4 protein-coding genes are annotated in these 4,908 nt (G+C 67.1%); all 4 read left to right on the top strand.

Going from position 1 to position 4,908, the window contains the following annotated elements:
* Window positions 1-325 precede the first annotated feature (325 nt).
* The 4 genes from EA796_RS22795 (at window position 326) to EA796_RS22780 (ending at window position 4,439) form a co-directional block, all read left to right on the top strand.
* Window positions 326-1,327 carry a DctP family TRAP transporter solute-binding subunit gene (locus EA796_RS22795; RefSeq protein ID WP_122110274.1) on the top strand — a complete coding sequence of 334 codons (1,002 nt, stop codon included), beginning with the start codon at window positions 326-328 and terminating at the stop codon, window positions 1,325-1,327.
* A 154-nt stretch (window positions 1,328-1,481) separates the two neighbouring features.
* Window positions 1,482-1,958: a TRAP transporter small permease gene (locus EA796_RS22790; RefSeq protein WP_122110273.1), complete on the top strand. Its 477-nt coding sequence runs from the start codon at window positions 1,482-1,484 to the stop codon at window positions 1,956-1,958.
* Window positions 1,948-3,243: a TRAP transporter large permease gene (locus tag EA796_RS22785; protein ID WP_122110272.1), complete on the top strand. Its 1,296-nt coding sequence runs from the start codon at window positions 1,948-1,950 to the stop codon at window positions 3,241-3,243. Before EA796_RS22790 ends, EA796_RS22785 begins: the two co-directional genes overlap by 11 nt.
* A gap of 95 nt (window positions 3,244-3,338) precedes the next feature.
* Window positions 3,339-4,439 carry a GGDEF domain-containing protein gene (locus EA796_RS22780; protein WP_122110275.1) on the top strand — a complete coding sequence of 367 codons (1,101 nt, stop codon included), beginning with the start codon at window positions 3,339-3,341 and terminating at the stop codon, window positions 4,437-4,439.
* Window positions 4,440-4,908 lie beyond the last annotated feature (469 nt).

The raw sequence follows: 4,908 nt of genomic DNA, 5'->3' as shown, positions 1-4,908 counted from the left end.
GTCGAGGTCGTCGCGGGAAATGGCCATGGGCAAAGGTCCGAAATCAGGTGTCGGCGATTATGGGTGGGGCTCGTTCGGCCGGGCAACGTTAACAGACATCGGACAATGGCATTCGCCGCGCGCTTCTGGAATAGTTAGGCGGCTAAGCGTAACCCGCTGGCCCCTGCCGTTCGCCCACAAGGCCTGCCCGGCAGTCGTGACACCCGCCGTGTCCCCTTCGCGCGCCGACCAGGCGCGCCAGGCGAGCCAACCGCTCACCGCTGGATCCGCACCGCTTTGCGGTGCCACAACGACAACGACCAAGATCCATACAAGGACGCCCCCGATGAAACTCAAGCGACTCTTCTCCGCGCTGGCCGCCGGCGCCGCGCTGACCGCCCTGTGCGCCACCGCGCAGGCGCGTGAATACTCCGTTTCCACCGTGCTGTCCGACGCCTTCCCCTGGGGCCAGGCCGCGCAGAAGTGGGCCGACCTGGTCAACGAGCGCTCCGCGGGGCGCATCACCCTGCGCGTCTATCCCAATGCGCAGCTGGTCGCCGGCGACCAGACCAAGGAATTCTCCGCCATGCGCTCCGGGCTGATCGACATGGCCGTGGGCTCGACCATCAACTGGTCGCCGCAGGTGCCGGAGCTCAACCTGTTCTCCCTGCCGTTTCTGATGCAGGGCGACGCCGACCTCGACGCCATCACCCAGGGCGAGGCCGGCAAGCTGGCCTTCGCCGCCATCGAGCAGCGCGGCATCGTGCCGCTGGCCTGGGGCGAGAACGGCTTCCGCCAGCTGTCCAACTCGGCCAAGCCGGTGCGCAGCCCGGCCGACCTGGCCGGCCTGAAGATCCGCGTGGTCGGCTCGCCGCTGTTCCAGGACACCTTCAACGCCCTCGGCGCCAACCCCACGCAGATGAGCTGGGCCGACGCCAAGCCGGCGCTGACCACCGGCGCGGTGGACGGCCAGGAGAACCCGCTGTCGGTGTTCGACGTGGCGCGCATCGACCAGGTCGGGCAGAAGTACCTGACCCTGTGGGACTACATGGCCGACCCGCTGATCTTCGCGGTCAACCAGCGCGTATGGAAAGCCCTGCCCGAGGCCGATCGCGAGCTGCTCAGCCAGGCCGCCATCGACGCCGGCAAGTGGGAGATCGAGCTGTCGCGCAGCGCCCAGGCCCAGCGCCTGGCCGATATCCGCGAGCGCGGCGTGGAGGTGATCGAACTGAGCGAGGCCGAGCGTGCCGCCTTCGCCGCAGCCACCGCCAGCGTGCAAGAGAAGTGGGCGCCGCGTATCGGCGAGGCGCTGATGGACGCCGCCCGCCAGGCCGTGGCCCAGCCCTGATTCGTTCTATCTGACCGCAAGTCCCAGGGCTCTGGGGCGTGGTGCTGGAAGTCTGTGGCGCGACACCGGTCCGCTCCCCTCGCCCATTTATGGGCGAGGGGGGAGGGCGAACAGCCGCCGCTGAACCACGCCAACACGGTCGTTCGAGGTTCCTATGAACAAGCCAATCGACGCGCCGCTGGAGCGCGTGCTCGCCACCCTGGCCCTGGTGATCATCAGCCTGATCAGCCTGGCCAACGTGGTGGTGCGTTATTTCACCGATGCATCCTTCGCCTTCACCGAGGAAATCTCGGTGTTCCTGCTGGTCATCCTCACCTTCGCCGGCGCCTCGGTGGCCATGCGCAGCAACCGGCATATCCGCATCGGCCTGCTCGAGCGCCTGTTCCCGCGCCTGCGTACGCCGCTGATCCTGCTGCAGTGGCTGGCCGGCGTGCTGGTGCTGGCTCTGGTGTGCTGGTACGGCGGCCAGTTCGCCTGGGAGGAATACCAGTGGGACTCGGAGTCGCCCGGCCTCGGCCTGCCCAACTGGTGGTACGTGGTCTGGCTGCCGCTCCTGGCGCTGCTGCTGTTGGTCCGCCTGAGCCAGATGACCCTCGACCGCCTGCGCGGGAGGCTCGGCGATGAGCCCTGATCTCTGGCTGATCCTCAGTTTCGCCGTGCTGCTGGCGCTCGGTGTGCCGGTCGCCTTCGCCCTCGGCCTGTCCGGCGCCATCGGCATCATCGCCGGGCTGTCGCCGGACATGCTCGCCACCCTCGGCACCAACACCTACAACGGCGTGGCCAAGTACCCGCTGATCGCCATTCCGCTGTTCATCCTCACCGGCCTGGTGTTCGAGAAGGCCGGGGTGGCGCTGCGCCTGGTACGTTTCGCCCAGGCGCTGATCGGCCCGCGCCACGGCGGCCTGGCGCTGGTCGCGGTGCTGGTGTGCCTGATCATGGGCGGCATGAGCGGCTCCGGCCCGGCCGATGCCGCGGCGGTGGCCATGGTGATGTTGCCGAGCATGACCAAGGCCGGCTATCCCAAGCCGTTCTCGGCGACGCTGATCGCCGCCTCCGCCTCCACCGCGATCCTGATTCCGCCGTCCATCGCGCTGATCCTCTACTCCATCGTGGTGCCGGGCGTGGACCTGCGCGCGCTGTTCGCCGCCGGCCTGTTCCCCGGCATCCTCGCCGGCCTGGTGCTGCTGCTGCCGGCCTGGCTGCTGTCGCGGCGTTATGGTTGGGAGTCACCGGAGGAGGGCGAGCGGCCGCCGCTGGGCGAGAGCTTCAAGCAGGCGCTGCCGGCGCTGTTCGCCCCGGTGCTGATCCTCGGCGGCCTGCGCAGCGGCCTGTTCACCCCCACCGAAGCGGCGGTGGCCGGGGTGGCCTACGGCGTGCTGGTCGGCCTGCTGCTCACCCGCGAACTCAACTGGCGCAGCCTGTGGAAGCTCTGCGGCGAGGCGGCGGTGATCTCCGGCGTGGTCATGCTGATCATCGCCCTGGCCGGCATCTTCGCCTGGGCCGGCACCATGCTCGGCACCTTCCGCCACCTGGCCGAGTGGCTGATCTCGCTGTCGGACAACGGCTGGGTGCTGCTGGCGCTGGTGATGCTCGCCGTGCTGCTGGCCGGCATGCTGCTCGACGCCATCTCCATCTACCTGATCCTGATGCCGATCCTCATCCCGGTGATGCAGCACTTCGGCTGGAACCCGGTGTGGTTCGGCATCCTGCTGGCGATGAACATCGCCATCGGCCAGTTCACCCCGCCGGTGGCGATCAACCTGATGGTCACCGCCGAGGTGGCCAAGATCCGTCTGGAGCAGACCGTCGGCTGGGCGGCGCTGTTCGTCGTGGTGATGTCCAGCGCCCTGCTGCTGGTGGCGATCTTCCCGGAAATCGCCCTGTGGCTGCCGCGCGTGCTCGGCTACGCGGTGTAGCGCCGGCCAGCCCGCGGCGTTTGCCGGCTATAGTGAGGGGAGGGTGCGCGGCGGGGGGCTGCGCACCACCGAGGGCGGCGGTGCTGGGCGGACTGATGGTCGATGGCAAGCGAGACGACAACAAGGAGCTGACGACGGGGCACTGCGCGGGACTGCGCGAAGCCGGCAAGCGCGCGCTGATGCGCACCATCCTGCTCGCCACCGGCCTGACCCTGGGCGGCTTCGCCGTGCTGCAGACGCTGGCCGGCAACCACCTCTTCGCCATCCTCGAGCTGCTCTGCACCGTGCTGCTGCTGTTCGGCGGCTGGCGCATCGGGCAGGCGCGCCAGCTGGACCTGTGGGTCTACCTCTACCTGATCCCCACCTTCGCCTTCATCCTCTACATCATCGTCATGCCGGACGCCTCGTCCGCGGCCTTCGTCTGGGTCTACATGATCCCACTGCTGGCCTACCTGCTGCTGGGCAAGCGGCGCGGCTTCGTGCTGGCCGCGCCCTTCATGCTGGCGGCGCTGTTGCTGTACTTCGAAGATAACCACCTGCAGCTGGACGCCGCCGGGCTGATCGACCTGGGTAACGCCACGCTCTGCGGCGTGCTGATCCTGTTCTTCGTGCATATCTACGACGGCCTGCGCATGCAGGCCTACGAAGAGCTGGAGCGCCTGGCGCAGACCGACTCGCTGACCGGCGTGGCCAGTCGCGGCAGCTTCCAGCACGCCCTGCAACTCAGCATCCAGGAGGCCGAACGCAGCCACGGGCAACTGGTGCTGGTGCTGCTCGACGTCGACCACTTCAAGCAGGTCAACGACCGCTGGGGCCACGAGGCCGGCGATATGGCGCTGCAGCATATCTGCCAGATCCTCCAGCAGCGCCTGCGCGTCACCGACCTGCTCGGCCGCCTGGGCGGCGAGGAATTCGGCCTGCTGCTGCGCCACACCGACAGCGCCGGCGCCGACCCGCTGGTGGAAAGCCTGCGCCAGCAGATCGCCGAACAACCGCTGCAATACGACGGCCAGCCGATCCCCCTGTCCGCCACCTTCGGCCTGGCCGCCTGGCCCAGGGACGGCCGCAGCGCCGCCGAACTCTACCGCAGCGCCGACCGCCGCCTGTACAGCGGCAAGGCGCGCGGGCGCAACCAGCTGGTCAGCGGCGATCTGCCGGGGGAGTTGCTGCTGGATAAGTTCGATCTGCGGTTGTGAGTGGAGGGCTGGGGGAATGCAAACGCTCTTGTTAGGAAAAAGGCCAGCCCGAAGGCTGGCCTGCGTTCTCTAGTTGAGTGGTGGGCCTACACGGACTCGGACCGTGGACCAAAGGATTATGAGTTGCCCAGAAACGCTGCAAGCCCAGTGAAATCGTGCGTAGCTTGTCGTAGGTACAGTTAGCTGAAAGCAGCGTTGTAGAGGGGTTAAGCGTAATTTAGCGAAATCTGTAAAAGCTGGGCACTGTACCGCCAGTGTACTGTTTTTTGTACCGTGAAACGGTCAGGTGTGTTCTTTCGCATGTATGTGCCTACGTTAAGTTTTCAAGATGACAAACCGTTGCTTAGGTTGCGGCCTTGGACCGTTTTAACCCCGCCGTTGTAGTAGATCGTCACTTTCCTTAGCTTCAGGCTGCTGACAGTAGCCTGAGGCCAGGAAAGTGGTCTGTCCCGGGCTGAGTGGACACTGA

It is taken from the genome of Pseudomonas sp. AOB-7 (genome assembly GCF_003696305.1).
Taxonomy (GTDB): Bacteria; Pseudomonadota; Gammaproteobacteria; order Pseudomonadales; family Pseudomonadaceae; genus Aquipseudomonas.
This window is presented reverse-complemented; position numbering and strand designations above follow the sequence as displayed.